This is a genomic window from Mycoplana rhizolycopersici, from assembly GCF_013378445.1.
Classification (GTDB): domain Bacteria; phylum Pseudomonadota; class Alphaproteobacteria; order Rhizobiales; family Rhizobiaceae; genus Mycoplana; species Mycoplana rhizolycopersici.
The window spans coordinates 26011-41079 of sequence record NZ_JABXYK010000028.1 but is presented as its reverse complement, the minus strand read 5'-3'; the positions used below and the strand labels follow the sequence as shown (position 1 = coordinate 41079).

The following is a 15069-nucleotide window of genomic DNA, read 5'->3' as shown; positions in this document are numbered from 1 at the left end:
GCCTGCCTCGTGCTCCTTCAATATACCGATAATCTGTTCGTCCGTGAAACGGTTGCGCTTCATCCTCTGGTCCTCTCAATGGCCCAGAGCTTACTTCAAAATGGATTAGGTCAACGGGGCAAGGTCAGTCTTGTTAAAGTGAGGATCTGGGTCATGCTCTTATCTCCTTGTGAGCCAGTGAGCGTCCCGCTCGAACTGCTGTCACTGTTGTACTTCACCCCCCAAGAAATTAATTGTGCTGGAACAAAGATCTCCACTTGAATACTGCGACATTCCGCCGCCAGAAGAAGTCCCGATTTGAGGAAATACTTTGATCCAGATCAATCCGGCAGGTCTAGGTCCTGGCGCCCAGTGCAAGCAGGAAAGGGAAAAAAAGAATGCAGGATGTCACCGAAACAGAAAGAAAAGGCATTCCGCGGGGCCTTGGACGACAAGGGCCTGTTTTACTCTCTTACGGTTTCCGGCCATTTTTTCTCGGGGCGGGTTTGTGGGCCATTGCGGCAGTCATGATCTGGATCGCCGTGTTCAACGGCTGGCTCGACGTTGCGGGTGGCTACGGGCAATCAACCTGGCATGCGCATGAGCTTCTATTCGGGTTTATGCCGGCGGTTCTGGTCGGCTATTTGATGACCACCGTGCCCAACTGGACCGGTCGCTTTCCCCTGTCCGGTAGACCGCTTGCGGGACTTGCCTTCATCTGGATCGCGGGTCGCATTTCAATGCTGATGGTCACAGACACATCTGCTCTCATCACCCTCCTGCTCGACTGGATCTTCCTTCCACTCTTCGCCTATTATTGCCTGAAAGAGGTCTGGGTCGCGGGGCGGATCGCGGATGCGAAGCCAATCCTTTGCCTCACCTCTCTCGCCCTGATCAATGGCGGGTTCCACATCGTAGCCATGAACGGAGGCGATGTGGGGCCCTGGGCGCGGGCAGGTCTCTCCGTTTACATACTGTTGATCACGGCGACCGCGAGCAAGATCATCCCTAGCTTTACAAACAACTGGCTTGCCCAGACAGGCAGGTCACGCCTCGCGCCTACAAATCGTATGGTTGATCGATTTGTCCTGGTCGCCACTTTCCTTGCAGCAATGATCTGGACCTTTGAACCGTTTGGGGCACTCACGGGCATCACGGCCCTTGTCGCAGCCAGCTTGCACCTCGTGCGCGCAGCAAGATGGTTCAGGCCAATCATCCTACGGTCGTCTATGATCACAGCGATGCAGCTGTCTTACGGCTTCATGGCTATCGGGATGTTGGGGATTGCAGCAACCGGGTTCGGCATGCTCGGCCCGCTCGCAGCCATTCATCTTCTTGCCATCGGTGCCGTGACGGGAATGATGCTTGCAATCATGATGCGTTCAATCGCGCTTCATACCGGGCAAAATGAAAAGCGGTCCAGGTTTCAGCGGCTGCCAGTTCCACTCCTCCTCATCGCTGCATGCTTGCGCATAACAGCCGATCTCATTCCTGGATTCCATGCACCTTTTACCACGACGTCCGGACTGTTCTGGATTGCCGCTTTTGTTCTCTTTCTTAGCGACAACGCAAGACTGCTATGCCACGTTCAGCGGCAACCCGGTCGTCAACCTTCACCGCCCACTCGGATCAACATGCGATAAGCACGCTTTGACGTGTCGAGATTGCCAACCCATTGGTGACCACGCTTTTCCAGCTCCGCGCCGAGAAAGCGCGATTCCTCTGAAAACACCGCGAACAGCACTTCGCCCGGCTCCATGAGTTCAATTAGCGAAAGAACCTTTTCCATAGGGGCCGGTGGTACATGTTCAGTAAGGTCCACGCTCCACAAAGGATCAGGCCAGGCGGCCGCTTCCTCTGCACCCATGGAGTGAAAAACCTTCGTGCTTGTCTGAGAAACCGGCACGAACAGAACCTCCCACTCACCGCTGTCCAACTCCTTGACTTCGGCCGAATAGCCGCGCCGCGCCATGACGCTCAACAGTGGCACAGGACGAAACGTTGCAAACAATTGCAAACCTTCGCCTGGCCGCAAGGACTGAACCGCGTCCATAATCGCGGGAAAGGGCTCGCCACCTCTGCGCAGGATGGGCCGTACGTCGAGTATCTTGAAGTTGGTCGCCGTCGACATTTCACCTCCCGATCTGCCACAACATGATTATTAGTGGTGATGCGTGGGCTTGGAGCGACCGGCGCTTACCGACCGCTCCCACAGACCTCAATGACCACCACCGCAGTTGCAGTTGCAGCCTTCGTGTTTCTTCCGGCGAATCCGAACTTCCCATATCTCCGGACCCCGCATCAGGTATTCCCACCCGAACATCCCATCATAATGCATTTCAAGATGGTAATAGAGCGGAACCGGATCATGATCGACGGTCAGGATCAGCTCATAGTCTGGGAGCAGTGAATTCAACATGCCGAATATGCGGGGATGCCGCTCCCAATGGGGAATCTCACGCACATCTAGTTTCAGTATATGTTCTTCGACAACAGTCATTCGATTGCTTTCTTCCAATGGTCGGGCTTCAGTCGGGACAGCTCGGCTGCTCCGCAGGACAATCGAATAGCCTATCGTCCGAAGCGTTCGTTGTGCTGTGACAAGCAAAACCGGGAAAGCCGCGCTCCTCTTTGCCTTTCGACAAGGAAGGCCTTGGGGCGGGCCTCTATCGTGACGGCGTCAAACCGGAGCGATACAATGAATGCAGACATAATCCGCCGTTATGGCGAAAGCCGCTTGCCGCGTTACACGAGCTATCCGACAGCGCCCCGTTTTTCCACCAGCATAGGCGCGGGCACCTACCGCGACTGGTTGATGTCGATTCCGCAAAACGATCCGGTGTCGCTGTATCTGCATGTGCCTTTTTGTCGATCCATGTGCTGGTATTGCGGTTGCCACACCACGATCACCCAAAAGGACGCGCCGATCCTCGACTACCTGACCATCCTGAAACAGGAAATTCGCTCAGTGGGAAAAGCGATGGGGGGACGACAGAGCGTCAGTGATATTCACTTCGGCGGCGGCACGCCGACCATCATGACGCCGACTGAATTTCTCGATCTGACAGCAACGCTGGCGGCCACCTTCGGCATTAGCAGCGCGACCGAAGTCGCGATAGAAATCGATCCACGAACGCTCACCCTTGAAATGGCGGAGGCTCTCGGCGAGGCGGGGATCACCAGGGCCAGTCTCGGGGTGCAGAGTTTCGATCCGAAGGTGCAAAAGGCGATCAATCGCATCCAGTCGGCAGAGCAAACCGCAACGGCCCTTTATCATCTGCGCAAGGCAGGTGCAAAAAGCGTCAACTTCGACCTGATCTACGGTCTGCCCCATCAGACCGTGGAGTCTGCAATCGAAACTGCGCGTGTGGCTGCGGCCATGCGTCCGGACCGCTTCGCCGTGTTCGGCTACGCGCATGTGCCGAGCTTCAAGAAGCATCAGCGCCTAATCGACGCGGCAGCCCTTGGCGATGCGCATGAGCGACATGCACAGGCGGAAGCCATCGCAATAGCGCTGTGCGAAGCCGGTTACCGCCGCATCGGTCTCGATCACTTTGCGCTGCCCGAAGACACGCTTTCGATCGCAGCTGATAACCAGACACTGCATCGCAACTTCCAAGGATATACGACCGACAACGCATCTACGCTGATCGGATTCGGCTCCTCAGCGATCGGGCGTTTTGCTGAAGGCTACGCACAAAACGACGTCGCGATCGGCAGATATGCCAATCTCATCTCGTCCGGGGAGCTCGCCACGTCAAAAGGCTACCGCCTGACACTGGAGGACCGCATCCGGGGCTGGATTATCGAGCGCCTGATGTGCGACTTCCAGCTTGACTTCGGAGCCATGCCGGAGGGCTTCGAGCTCTCCCACGAGAGCATTGGTGAAGCAAATTCGCGGCTTAGGACTTTGGTGGAGGAAGGGATCGTGAGCTGGCGTGGCGATGTGCTACGCGTCGAGACAGAGCACAGGTTCCTGGTCAGAACGGTGGCGTCGTGCTTCGATGCCTATCTCGGCGAGACGGGCAGAACGCACGCCACGGCGGCCTGACACAGGACGACGGAAAACGAGAAAGCCCGGACCGATCACTCGGTCCGGGCTTTCCTTTGCGCGATCGCGGATCAGCGGACGAGCGCGCGGTAGATTTGTGGCAAAGCGGCCGGCAGGCGGCGGATATCGGGCACGACAGCATAACCGTGGTGGCCGAAGACGGCAGGCACATAGGTCTTGGCATCCTGATCAACCGTGACGCCGAAGACATGGATGCCACGCCGCCTCGCTTCGCCCACGGCCCGACGCGTGTCTTCAAGCGCATAACGACCCTCGTAATGATCCACGTCATTCGGCTTGCCGTCGGTCAACACCAGCAGCAGGTGTTTCCTGTTTGGCCGTTCGGCAAGCTTGGCCGAGGCGTGGCGGATTGCTGCACCCATTCGGGTGTAATAGCCGGGTTTCAGAGCCGCGATCCGGTGGCGCACAACGGCGCTCATCGGCTCGTCGAAATCCTTCACTGTCTCAACACGGACCCAATCGCGCCGCCTGGACGTGAAGCTCAAGATGGAATGCAGGTCGCCGCAGGCGGCTAGCCCTTCGGCCAGCACCAGCAGGGCCTCCTTTTCGACGTCGAGTACCCGGCGGTCGTTGAACCACGCATCTGTCGACAAGGAGACGTCGGCCAGCAAGGTGACTGCGAGATCGTGACCCTGGGGCCGGCTTGCAAGGTGGATGCGGTCCGAACACTCGCCGCTGGCGACGAGCTCCGTTCGGCTACGCACCACCGCATCAAGATCCAGATCGGCGCCATCGACCTGGGCGCGCAACATTTCATGGCGGGGACGCATCGCCTCGAACTGCCGCCGCACGCGACGGATCAGCGCCTTCATCTCCTCCGATGCGATCGGACTGGCCTCATCGCTCGGAGCAGGACCTGCCACCACGCGGCAATGATCCTTCAGGTAGACCCCGCGACGATAGTCCCATTCCGGATAGGTGAGATCGGCTTCGAGTGGGGAATGGATCAGCGCCTCTGGCGGCAGGTCGAGGTCGAAGCGGAACTTTGCTGCTGGTCTGCCCTTGCGCTCGCCGAGCACCATCTCGTCGAGTTCATCGGCGGCCGACGCATCGTGATCGTCGCTGTCGTCGGCGGGGCGATCGACGTTCACCATCTCCGCCATGGCCAGGATCTTTTCAAAGCGGTTGAGGATGAAGGGGCTGCGCTCGCCCTTGGCAGCGGTATCCTTCTCGCGTGTCGCGACGTGACGCCCGGCAGCTTGTGCATCCGCCTGACCCGAGCCGGCCGGCTGATCCATCTCCTGACGGCCGGCCCATTCTGCTCTCACAACCGCCTGAGGCCAGAGCGGCACGGGCAAGATCGGCAGGTACCCCGCAGGCGCCCGGTCCGGCAATTCATCCCCAGCCGAAAGCGGAGCAAGGCCTGCGCCCCCGCGCAGGAGATCGATGATGCGGTCTTCCAAAATGCCTTCCACTCGCGGAAGCGAGCCGCGTCTGCGCTCCGCAAGAAGGGCGCGGCAAAGCCTGCGATAGCGATCGACGAGACCGGGAAAGGTTTTAAGGACCTCGGCTTCGAGGGTCGACGCCGCGTCGAGGAGGTCGAGATCTGCCCTGAGGGGATCGGTTTCGGACATCGGTCGAAGCGGCATCACCGCCATGGCAGCCGCGAGCCACACATAGAGGTCGAGATTGAGCGATGGCTCCGGCATGAGGTCGAGGACCGGGGGTAACATCACACTCGCTTCGTCCCGGGCTGGATGAACGAGCTTTTCTTCGCCAAGCCCCATGCGTTGGCGAAACTTCAGCCGGTGTTGCGAGGTCTTCGCCCGCGCCGGTACCAGTTGCACCGTCCTTTCGCCGCCAAAGCCGCGAAAGCAGACGGAAAGTACCGGAAGCACGTCCTCCAGCAGGACCGCCGCTTCGGGGTAACGTGGCCAGGTGCGGGTATCACCGGCCAGTCTGTGCCAGGCGCGTCCGACCGTTTCCTCGAGCTCCAGAAAGTCCAGCATGACATTCTCCTAGCGGATGACCGCCTGTGCCAGTTCCACGAGTGCAGTACGCACGTCAGGTTCGTCGGTCAGCGGCTCAATCATGGCGGCACGAACGGCGTCGCGTGGCGCAAGACCGGCATCAATGAGGCTCGCGCAGTAAACCAGCAGGCGCGTCGAAACACCCTCTTCCAGGTCATGACCTTTCAGCGCCCGCAGCCGCCACGCCAACTCGACCAATGGCTCTACAGCCGTGGCAGGCAATCCACTTTCTGCCGAGACAACCTCGATCTCCCGCGCCTTGGGTAGGAAATCGAACTCGATGGCGACGAAGCGCTGACGGGTTGAAGGCTTCAGGGCCTTGAGCAGGCTCTGATAGCCGGGATTGTAAGAAACGACGAGCATGAAGGCTGGCGGCGCTTCGAGCTCTTCGCCTGTGCGCTCCAAGGGCAGGATGCGCCGGTCGTCGGTCAGAGGATGCAACACCACGGCGACATCCTTGCGGGCCTCAACCACTTCATCGAGATAGCAGACGCCGCCATCGCGCACGGCCCGGGTCAGCGGTCCGTCGACCCAAACCGTTTCACCACCTTTCAAGAGGAATCGGCCGGTGAGATCGGCAGCAGCCAGATCGTCGTGGCAAGACACGGTGGTCAGCGGCAGACCGAGCTTCTGCGCCATATGGCTGACGAAACGGGTCTTGCCACAGCCTGTCGGTCCCTTCAGCAGAAGCGGCAGTTGTCGCGTCCAGGCTGTTTCGAACAGGGTGCATTCGTTGCCGGCTGGAGAATAGGCCGGGATATCGGGCTGAATGTTGCGTGCGATGATGTTCATCATGCTGATCCTTCAAGGTTGGGAAGAGCCCCGCTGCTTTTGAAACAGCGGGGCCGCTGTTTCACTCGGCAGGCTCGACATAGCCGCCAAAGGCCGGCTCTTTTTCCTTGCCGGGCAGCAGCACAGCCCAGACAAACATCAGGGCGGAGACCAGCACGACAGCACCGGACCCGAGGCGCACCCAGTAGAACAGCGCCAACTGGTCCTGGACGGCCATGTAGCTTTCGCCGAGCACGCGCTGCAGATGCACCTGCAGGACACCGGCAAAGGTGAGCGCAAAGGTCATCACCGACATGGCCGTGCACATCATCCAGAAGCTCGCGATCGACAGCCACTGATTATAGGGCTGCCGGCCGCGCATTTCCGGAATGGCATAGGCCATGATGGCGAGGTTGAGCATGACATAGGCGCCGAAGAAGGCGAGATGCCCATGGGCTGCCGTCACCTGCGTGCCGTGAGTGTAGTAGTTCACAGATGACAGCGTGTGCAGGAAGCCCCAGACACCGGCACCGAAGAAGGCCATGACAGAGCAGCCGATCGACCAAAGCAGTGCCGCACGGTTCGGATGCTTGCGGCCAGCTTTCCAGGTCATGACGAAGGTGAAGATGACCATGGTGAAGAAGGGTGCGACTTCAAGCGTCGAGAAGAGCGAGCCGATCCACTGCCAGTAGCCCGGCGCACCGATCCAGTAATAGTGGTGTCCCGTGCCGAGAATGCCGGAGAAGAGCGCCAGACCGATGATGACATAGAGCCACTTCTCGACGACTTCGCGGTCGATGCCGTTGAGCTTGATCATCAGGAAGGCGAGAACCGAGGCCATGATCAGTTCCCAGACGCCTTCGACCCAGAGGTGGACGACATACCACCAGTACATCTTGTCGAGTGCCAGGTTCGTTGGATTGTAGAAAGCGAAGAGGAAGAAGATCGCCACACCCCATAGCCCAAAGATCAGGATGTTGGTGACGACTGTCTTGCGGCCCTTCAGCGACGTCATGGTAACGTTGAACAGAAGCATCAAGGCGACGATGACGATGCCGATCTTGATGATGAAGGGCTGTTCGAGAAACTCGCGGCCTTCATGGATGCCGAAGAGGTAACCGACGACGGCGGCGGCGGCGGCAATCAGAAAGATCCAGAACTGCACGATGGCAAGTTTCGGACTGTAAAGTTCCGTCTCCGCCTCTTCCGGCAGCAGATAGTAGGTGGCCCCCATGAAGCCCATCAGCAACCAGACGATCAGGGCGTTGGTGTGGATCATGCGCACGATGTTAAAGGGCAGGAGCTCTGAGAGCGTATTGGGCAGGACGTAGATCGTGCCCGCGACGACCCCGAACAGGACCTGGGCAACGAAGAGGCCAAGCGCGCCGTAGAAATACAGCATCGCGACCTTCTGGCTTTGATATTTCATGGTGATGTCTCCTTGGGTCACGAAGGGCTCAGCCGGCCTCGTTCGGCGGCCAGTTCTGCGTCTTGATCTTGCTGGTCCATTCGAGGAAATCGGCGAGGTCGTTGATCTCCTCGTCGGTCAGGTTGAATTGCGGCATCTGGCGACGACCTTCGACGCCCGAGGGCTGGGCGGCCATCCACGCGCGCAGCGTCTCGCGGGCGCTGTCCCGGTCCTCCTGGCCACCCCAGCGGGTCCAGACATTGCCGAGTTCAGGCGCAAAATAGGCCCCTTCGCCCAGGATCGAGTGGCAGTTGATACAGGAGTGCTTTTCCCAAATATGCTTGCCGCGCGCGACGCTGTCGGTCAGCGTCGTCTCATCCGTCGAGGTGGTCCGGATGTAGTAGTGACTGTGGGCCGTGAGCCCCACGAAGATCGCAAAAAAGAATATGGAGCCGCCATAGAAGACGTTGCGCGCTCCGGTCTTGGTCAGGCGTTCTGCCATGCCCTTGTCCTTCCGTCTGCGGGCTTCAAAGGCCCGACCTGATTTGCCCGCCTCGAAGGCTCTGGCGATCCTTCGCCGGCTCTGCGGGATGTTCTTTTCATACAGAGTGTCCGGCGTCGTTCTTTGCGCTTCGGCAAGCAACCGGGCGAATGTTCAAGCCAACAGAAGGACCACCAGCGACCGCGACAGTGCAGCGATCAGAATGATACTTAACCAGCAGATGAGCGCGATCCGCATGGGGTGATGCCCGCCCCTGAGTTCGAGGAAGTCGAGAATCACAAGCCGTCCCTTGGCAAACGCAATCCCAAGAACTGCGGCAATCGGTACGATGGTTGGACCTGCGAGCGCCGCAACAATTGCGCCGCCAATCGCGAAGGTCATCAGCATGGCGAGCACACCCACCAATTCCTCGTGCTGTCTGCGGGTCATGATGGCCTCACGCGAGATAGAGAATGGGAAAGATCACCAACCAGACGAGGTCGATCACGTGCCAGAGTGTGGCGATCAGAACCAGATTTTCCCGTGCCGGGCGCCAGGCGACTAGAAGAAGCGCGATGGCACCGAAGGCGACATGCAGCAGATGGAAGCCGGTGATGATGAAATAGAGCTCGAAAAAGGTATCGAGCGTCGCATCGGCAGCGAAGCGGACCTCACCCCAATATTCGAAGAGCTTGACCGCCACAAAGCAAAAGCCAAGCAGAGCTGCAATGACCAACGGCCGTTTCACCGCCTCAAGATCAAGCCGATTGCGCATCGCAACGGCGACAAAGTACCCGCTGACCAGCAGGACAAGCGTGTTCGCGCCGGCGATCCCCGGCCTCAAATGCAGACGCGCCAGTTCGAAGGCTTCTGCATCGAAGGTCGAGACGACGAGGAAGCCCAGGATCAGGATGCCGAAAGCGATCAACTCGCTCCACACCAGGATCCAGAGCAGCAGGTGGTCGTCCTTTGCCTCCTGCTGGAGGCTCGTTTCCATGGCCATCGTCAGTTCTCCCGTTTTGGGATCCTTTCTAGAGAAAAAACTGAAGCGCTCTTTGTGGGAGCGCAAAGAAGACTGACGAAAGACAAGGCAGAGTGCTTCCAGAACAGAAGGGCCAGAACAGAAGGGAATGACTGGAAATGACGGATGCACAGATCGGCCTTATCGTTGCGACACCTGTCATCATGGGCTTTGCCCTGATGCTGAAGCGCATGGGCGTACTGCAGGGCGGCGGCACGCTTGCTGCCGTGCTGGCTTCGCTTGTCATCGGCGTCGTCCTGTTTCTGGGCCAATGAGGAGGCAACCATGGAAACGATCGGATCCAGCTTGACGGCCACCGAGGTCAGGGCGCTTGAGGACAAGCACCGAGATCTTCTTATTCTCTGCTTGAGGCTGGAGGAACTGGCCACGGACTTCGACGCCGGCGAAATTCCGCGCGGCATCCAGAAGGTTGCCAAGCACATCGAACCGCTGGTCGCCGCCGCCCATACTCTGGAAGAGCAGAAGTTTTACCCCGACCTCGAGTTGCATGCCGGCTCCTGCTTCGGCTCCCTTCTTCTCGATCAGGTCAAGTCTGAACATCGCGTCGACCGCCGCGCGGCCCGTGAGCTATCCCTCACCTTGGCCGCTGTCGCTCGAAAACGGTGCAGACTGAGCCTGAAAACGGTGGCCCATATGGTTCGGGGTTTTCAGGAAGCTGTCCGGCGCCATATCACTGCGGAGCAGATGCTGCTGCAGCAGCTTCTAAACGTGGAACCCGAAACGCAGGTGTTCCCAACATGACCCAGATCGTTCTTGCGCTGGCAGCATTCTTGTTGTTGCATTCGGTGCCTGCCTTACCAACCATCCGCGGAAGGCTAACCGCAGCGCTTGGATTACGGCTCTACCTTCTAGTCTATTCGACAACATCCGTAGCACTCCTGATATGGGTCCTGCATGCCGCGTGGAACACCGAGTATGTAGAGATCTGGCGGCCGGATTCCCGGAGCATCCTCGCCAATCTCGTGTTGTCGCCACTCGGGCTCTTCCTGGTCACGGCAGGCCTAATCAGCCCCAATCCCGCATCTATCAGCTTCATGACAGGCACTACACCTGGCGCGATTACAACTCTCACCCGCCATCCGGTCTTGTGGGGATTTTTCCTCTGGTCTCTCGGCCACCTCGCAGCAAACGGTGATACCAGATCGCTCCTTGTCTTCGGTGGCCTCGGTCTGTTTTCTGCTGTCGGTATCCTTGTCGCGGAAAAACGCGCGAGACGCAGGATGGGAGAAGACTGGTTACCAGTCGAGAGATCAACATCCATATTTCCGTTGATCGCCCTGCTCTCCGGACGCGCCAAGCTGCGTCTGGATGGACATCTGGTAGCCGGGCTCGCCGTGACGCTGCTTGTCACACTTTGGCTGCTCGCGGGAGGCCATGCCGCCCTGTTTGGCGCAGACCCGATTCTCGCGCTCGACATCTGAGAACGATTCCAGCCGGTAATTCCACACATTACTTGCTCTACGTCAAACATCCCACGCGCCGCCGGCGATAACATGAGAAAATAAATCAATTTTCGGAGAGCGGGATGCCCAACACCATGAAACAGGTCGGCAAGATGGATATTATTCAAGCCGGTACGGCAGGCTATGCACCAACCCGTCGCACTTTATGCGCTGGCATTGCCGCAACCCTCGCCCTCCCCTTCCCCAACAAGCGTGCACGCGCTTCTTCACTTGACCAGCTCGTCATCTACGGCCCACCTGCCGGGCCATCGATCACGCTTGCCTATGCTGTTGGCAAAGGCCTGCTGCGCGACGTCGCCGACAAGGTGGAGTTCAAGGTGTGGCGCACGCCGGATGAAATGCGGGCAGGTCTTGCATCCGGGTCGATGCAGACCGTGGTCATGCCGACCACGGCGGCGGCAAATCTTCATACGCGCGGCCTTGGCCTGAAGCTGGCCAATGTTATGACCAACGGTCTTCTTTACATAGTATCGCGCAATGACAAGATCACCACTTTCGCCGATCTTGAAGGGCAAGGCGTAACCGTGCCATTTCCCAATGACACGCCTGAACTCGTCTTCGATGCGGCCCTTGCTCATCACAGGATGACCGGCAAGATCAAGGTGGAGCGAGCGGGTACGCCCATCGAAGCCGTGCAAATGCTGCTCGCCGGCCGTATAAACACCGCGCTCCTACCCGAACCAGCAGTCTCTGCCGCCATCTTTAGGGCCAGCACCGGCGGTCAGGCGCTTCACCGGGTCATCGACATGCAGAAGGAATGGGGTACCGTCACCGCAACGACGCCGATTATCCCCCAGGCAGGTCTCGCACTGACGCAAAGCTTCCTGGACGATCATCCGGAACAGGCGAACGCTCTTCTTGCGGGACTTGCACAGGCGGCAGTCGAGGTAAACGCCAATCCGGCAGCGGCTGCGAGCCAAGCCGCATCGGCACTTGAACTCCCCTGGCCTGTGCTGGAGGCGTCGATCCCCTATTCGAACCTCGTCGCCTTGAGCGCGCGTGATGCACTCGGTTCGATCGAGACATTGCTGAAAGTCGTGACGCAGAGCCACCCCGAAATGGTGGGCGGTCGCATGCCGGACGCGTCACTCTACCTGTAAGGCGGGATCATCATGGGCCTAGCTTATCGTGCGGGAAAAGTGGGGCGCTTCCTCTGGTCCGGCTGGGCGGGCCTTAGCGGTCTTGCCGTCTTTGCCGCCGTTTGGCAGCTCGGAGCCGAAGCCTATGGCAGCTTCGTGTTGCCCGCACCGGCGGAGACGATCCAGGCCCTGTTTCGACTGGCGGCAGATCCCGACAACCGGATACTGGTGCTGTCGACGAGCCTGAGGGGGATCGCCGGCTTTTCACTCGCCGCCGTGATTGGGACGATGGCAGGCGTGGTGGCCGGATATCACCCGGCGATCATGAGGCTTGCGCGTCCGCAGGTAACCTTGCTGATCGGCGTGCCTCCGATCGCCTGGATCGTCCTTCTGATGATCTGGTTCGGCATGGGCGCCGGAACGGTCATTGCGACAGCTGCTATCGCCGCCTCACCGCTTGTCTTTGTTGGTGCAGCCGAGGGCATCCAGACACGGGACCGGGGATTGGAAGACATGGCTCGGATGGCCGGCTTGTCGTGGCTGGCCCGGCTGTTTCAGATATCCCTACGGCAAATGCTTCATGCGGTATTTCCTGCTTTGGTCATGGCACTGGGCACGGCTTTCAAGGCAGCAGTCATGGCCGAGTTGCTGGCCAATGCCGGCGGTATAGGAGGCGCGCTCGCCAATGCCCGTTCCGCACTCGATGTGGAAGCTGCCCTTGCCTGGATCCTCCTGTCGGTCACTGCGCTGATCAGTGTCGAATATGGAATTGTTCAGCCACTGCGCGCCGAAGCCGAGGCATGGCGGGAAGCCGCCCAACCCTGGGGCGTACGCCGATGACCCTCCTCCAGCTCAACGCCGTGGGGCACGTCTATCTCGGCCGCCCCGTTCTCGAACAGGTCACTCTGCAGGTCAACCAGGGGGAAATGGTCGCGCTAGTCGGACCATCCGGTTGCGGCAAGAGCACGCTTGCCCAGATCGCCGCCGGGCTGATTATCCCCCGCCACGGCCAAGTCGAGCGAGGCTATGCGCGCTGCGCTTTCGTCTTTCAGGAACCGCGCCTCCTCCCATGGGCGACGGTCGAAGCCAACGTGGCACTTGGCCTATCTGGCCTCCCCGTGGCGCGGTCCGAGCGAAGGGCAAGAGTTGCAGCGGCCTGTGATCGCGTATCGCTGGAAGAGGGCGACTGGCAAAAGTTTCCATCACAGTTGTCGGGTGGCATGCGCCAGCGCACGGCGCTTGCCCGTGCTCTCGTCGCCGACCCCGATTTCCTCTACTTCGACGAGCCCTTCACCGCGCTCGATGCCGCCTTGCGACGGCGGATGCAGCATCTCGTCGTCGCCACGGCCTCAGACAGCGGCAAGGGCGGGCTCTTCATCACCCATGACATCCATGAAGCGCTGCGGATCTGCCACCGGATCGCGGTTCTCGACCGCTGCGGCCATGGGATTCTTGAATGCGTCGCTGTTCCCGAGACACCGGGGCATCGCAGTGAGGAGATGATTTTCGAGACGGCACGAAGGCTCATTTCCGATCATCCGCTGTTTGCCGTCGTTGAAGAACATGACGAGCGGAGGCTGGCATGAGTGTGCTTCCAGCGATACGCATGCTTCCCTCGGCCGATCTTGCCAGGGCCATGTCCGCCGAAGGCCTCAGACTGATGTTTCCACTTGCCGCCTTGCATGCGGCGCTGTGGCCGTTTCTTTGGATTGTGGTTTGGTCTCTTGACCTACCTTTTGCTGTCTCGTCCCTTCCCCGCCAATGGCACGCCCAAGAAATGCTGGTCGGCTCCTTCGGAGGCGCGCTTTTAGGCTTCCTGACCTCTGCCCTACCGGAATGGACGGACACGCAACGCCTCAGTGGACGCCCCCTGTTCTTGGCTGCAGGTCTCTGGGCAGGCGCCCGTGTGCTCGGTTTGCTCGCTGTCGAGAACGGTTGGCTTCTCGGCCTGCTCTTCGATATGTCTTGGATGCTGTTCCTGCTCGCCTATGCGCTGCGTCTGTCGTGGATCAAAAAAAACACCGATCTCCTGGGCTTCATGCTGTTCCTCACCGCCTTTGCCGGGGCTGCGGCCCTGCTACGAATTGCAATGGCTCTGGGAGAATATGATCTGTCGGAAAGCGCAATCAGAATGCTCGGGCTGTCGCTTCTCGGCCTGCTCGGCCTCGCACTTGCCCGCATCACCGTACCGGTGACCAACCTGATCCTCGATCCGACGGAAAAGACCTCCCCCTACAGACCGCATCCGGGCCGGGTCCATCTCTCGGCTGGATTGACCATGCTGGTGATCGTGGCAGAGGCAGCCACGCTGTCGGACGCCGTGCGCGGCTATCTGATGTTGGCCGCCGGTGCAGCCTTTCTCGATCGGGTCGGCGAGGGGTTCGTCGGTCGCGAAGGCTTTTCCTTCGAACTTGGCGGTCTTTGGCTGTCGAGTGCGCTGGCTGGCACCGGCCTTCTCATCTGCGGCCTTAACCTCATTGGCCTGCCTCTGCCCTGGCTGGGCGGGCTGCATCTGGCACTGATGGGGGGGCTGGGTCTCGGCGTCCTGCAGGTACTCTCGATTGCAGGCCTTCTGCATACCGGTCAACCGCTGCGCTTTTCAAAGACAACCCGGGTGGCGATCCTGCTTCTGGTCCTGTCGGTTCTTCTGCGGATCCTCCCGGAGTTCGCGCCGTCGCTCTCCCTGCCCTTCGGCGCTTACGGTCTCTCCTCTGCGCTGTTTTCGCTTTCCTTCCTCCTCTGGGCCAAGGCCTATATTCCTCTGCTCTGGTCGCCGCATACGGTTGACCAGGAAAGGTGCTGAC

Annotated in this window: 18 protein-coding genes; 10 read left to right on the top strand and 8 right to left on the bottom strand. The window is 59.6% G+C overall.

Annotated elements, in window-relative coordinates:
* Both HV823_RS26535 and HV823_RS25345 read left to right on the top strand, forming a co-directional pair.
* A partial coding sequence (locus HV823_RS26535; RefSeq protein ID WP_210270936.1) for a hypothetical protein occupies window positions 1-261 on the top strand: 261 nt, incomplete at its 5' end.
* A gap of 116 nt (window positions 262-377) precedes the next feature.
* Window positions 378-1622: an NnrS family protein gene (locus tag HV823_RS25345; RefSeq protein ID WP_176952457.1), complete on the top strand. Its 1245-nt coding sequence runs from the start codon at window positions 378-380 to the stop codon at window positions 1620-1622.
* On the opposite strand, the gene HV823_RS25340 is transcribed toward HV823_RS25345, so the two are convergent.
* Both HV823_RS25340 and HV823_RS25335 read right to left on the bottom strand, forming a co-directional pair.
* Entirely contained in the window at window positions 1586-2110 is a 525-nt protein-coding gene (locus HV823_RS25340) for a DUF2249 domain-containing protein (RefSeq protein WP_176952456.1), read from the bottom strand. The two genes, HV823_RS25345 and HV823_RS25340, sit on opposite strands and share 37 nt — an antisense overlap.
* 87 nt (window positions 2111-2197) lie before the next feature.
* On the bottom strand, window positions 2198-2479 hold the full coding sequence (locus HV823_RS25335) for a DUF2249 domain-containing protein (protein ID WP_176952455.1): 282 nt from the start codon (window positions 2477-2479) through the stop codon (window positions 2198-2200).
* Window positions 2480-2677: 198 nt separating this feature from the next.
* Here HV823_RS25335 and hemN point away from each other — a divergent pair, with 198 nt between their 5' ends.
* The gene (gene hemN, locus HV823_RS25330; RefSeq protein ID WP_176952454.1) at window positions 2678-4030 is read left to right on the top strand and encodes an oxygen-independent coproporphyrinogen III oxidase; all 1353 of its coding nucleotides are present in this window, start codon (window positions 2678-2680) and stop codon (window positions 4028-4030) included.
* 71 nt (window positions 4031-4101) lie between these two features.
* Here the strand turns inward: hemN and HV823_RS25325 are convergent, their stop codons facing one another.
* From HV823_RS25325 to HV823_RS25300, 6 genes are all read right to left on the bottom strand, one after another.
* The gene (locus HV823_RS25325) at window positions 4102-6000 is read right to left on the bottom strand and encodes a nitric oxide reductase activation protein NorD (protein WP_176952453.1); all 1899 of its coding nucleotides are present in this window, start codon (window positions 5998-6000) and stop codon (window positions 4102-4104) included.
* Window positions 6001-6009: 9 nt separating this feature from the next.
* Entirely contained in the window at window positions 6010-6813 is an 804-nt protein-coding gene (locus HV823_RS25320) for a CbbQ/NirQ/NorQ/GpvN family protein (RefSeq protein ID WP_176952452.1), read from the bottom strand.
* Window positions 6814-6874: 61 nt separating this feature from the next.
* On the bottom strand, window positions 6875-8221 hold the full coding sequence (locus HV823_RS25315; RefSeq protein ID WP_176952451.1) for a nitric-oxide reductase large subunit: 1347 nt from the start codon (window positions 8219-8221) through the stop codon (window positions 6875-6877).
* 28 nt (window positions 8222-8249) lie between these two features.
* Window positions 8250-8702, bottom strand: coding sequence for a c-type cytochrome (locus tag HV823_RS25310; protein ID WP_176952450.1), 453 nt, complete (start codon window positions 8700-8702; stop codon window positions 8250-8252).
* Between the two features lie 153 nt (window positions 8703-8855).
* Entirely contained in the window at window positions 8856-9131 is a 276-nt protein-coding gene (locus tag HV823_RS25305) for a cytochrome C oxidase subunit IV family protein (RefSeq protein WP_176952449.1), read from the bottom strand.
* 7 nt (window positions 9132-9138) lie between these two features.
* Entirely contained in the window at window positions 9139-9684 is a 546-nt protein-coding gene (locus HV823_RS25300; protein ID WP_176952448.1) for a cytochrome c oxidase subunit 3, read from the bottom strand.
* A 137-nt stretch (window positions 9685-9821) separates the two neighbouring features.
* On the opposite strand from HV823_RS25300, the gene HV823_RS25295 reads away from it, so the two are divergent.
* The 7 genes from HV823_RS25295 to HV823_RS25265 all read left to right on the top strand — a co-directional run bounded on the left by HV823_RS25295 (window position 9822) and on the right by HV823_RS25265 (window position 15068).
* Window positions 9822-9977: a hypothetical protein gene (locus tag HV823_RS25295; RefSeq protein WP_176952447.1), complete on the top strand. Its 156-nt coding sequence runs from the start codon at window positions 9822-9824 to the stop codon at window positions 9975-9977.
* A gap of 10 nt (window positions 9978-9987) precedes the next feature.
* Entirely contained in the window at window positions 9988-10464 is a 477-nt protein-coding gene (locus HV823_RS25290; RefSeq protein ID WP_176952446.1) for a hemerythrin domain-containing protein, read from the top strand.
* A complete protein-coding gene (locus HV823_RS25285) occupies window positions 10461-11144 on the top strand; it encodes an NnrU family protein (RefSeq protein ID WP_176952445.1) in 684 nt (227 codons plus the stop codon). The genes HV823_RS25290 and HV823_RS25285 overlap by 4 nt, the downstream gene beginning before the upstream one ends.
* Before the next feature lie 104 nt (window positions 11145-11248).
* Complete coding sequence (locus HV823_RS25280) at window positions 11249-12286, top strand: ABC transporter substrate-binding protein (RefSeq protein WP_210270935.1); 1038 nt, start codon at window positions 11249-11251, stop codon at window positions 12284-12286.
* A gap of 12 nt (window positions 12287-12298) precedes the next feature.
* Window positions 12299-13105 carry an ABC transporter permease gene (locus HV823_RS25275; protein ID WP_176952444.1) on the top strand — a complete coding sequence of 269 codons (807 nt, stop codon included), beginning with the start codon at window positions 12299-12301 and terminating at the stop codon, window positions 13103-13105.
* Window positions 13102-13851 carry an ABC transporter ATP-binding protein gene (locus HV823_RS25270; RefSeq protein WP_176952443.1) on the top strand — a complete coding sequence of 250 codons (750 nt, stop codon included), beginning with the start codon at window positions 13102-13104 and terminating at the stop codon, window positions 13849-13851. The genes HV823_RS25275 and HV823_RS25270 overlap by 4 nt, the downstream gene beginning before the upstream one ends.
* Window positions 13848-15068: an NnrS family protein gene (locus tag HV823_RS25265; RefSeq protein WP_210270934.1), complete on the top strand. Its 1221-nt coding sequence runs from the start codon at window positions 13848-13850 to the stop codon at window positions 15066-15068. The genes HV823_RS25270 and HV823_RS25265 overlap by 4 nt, the downstream gene beginning before the upstream one ends.
* The last annotated feature ends 1 nt before the right edge of the window (window position 15069 follow it).